Source organism: Mycobacterium sp. IDUB_1 (genome assembly GCF_055419625.1).
In genome coordinates this window covers 1-254 of sequence record NZ_JBVAYA010000020.1, presented here as the reverse complement: position 1 = coordinate 254, position 254 = coordinate 1, and the positions used below count along the sequence as shown (strand labels likewise).

The following is a 254-nucleotide window of genomic DNA, read 5'->3' as shown; positions in this document are numbered from 1 at the left end:
GCGGCGTTCGTCAGGGTCGACGCCTTCCCCCTCACCCCCAGCGGAAAGCTCGACCGCAAGGCCCTACCCGACCCGGTTCCGGTCGAGGGGACCGGCCGCGTTCCGTTCACCGAGACACAGCGTCAGCTGGTCGATCTCTTCAGCGCAGTGCTGGACTATGAGGTCACCGACATCGATGCGGATTTCTTTGCACTCGGTGGTCATTCGTTGTCGAGTATTCGGTTGATCAGCAGGGTGCGGTCGGTGTTCGGGGT

General features: G+C 63.0%; 1 protein-coding gene. It reads left to right on the top strand.

The window, feature by feature from the left end; all coding sequences use genetic code 11:
- Positions 1–254, top strand: a 254-nt coding sequence (locus ACZYYX_RS29480) for a phosphopantetheine-binding protein (protein ID WP_463818376.1), incomplete at both ends; no start/stop codon positions are given.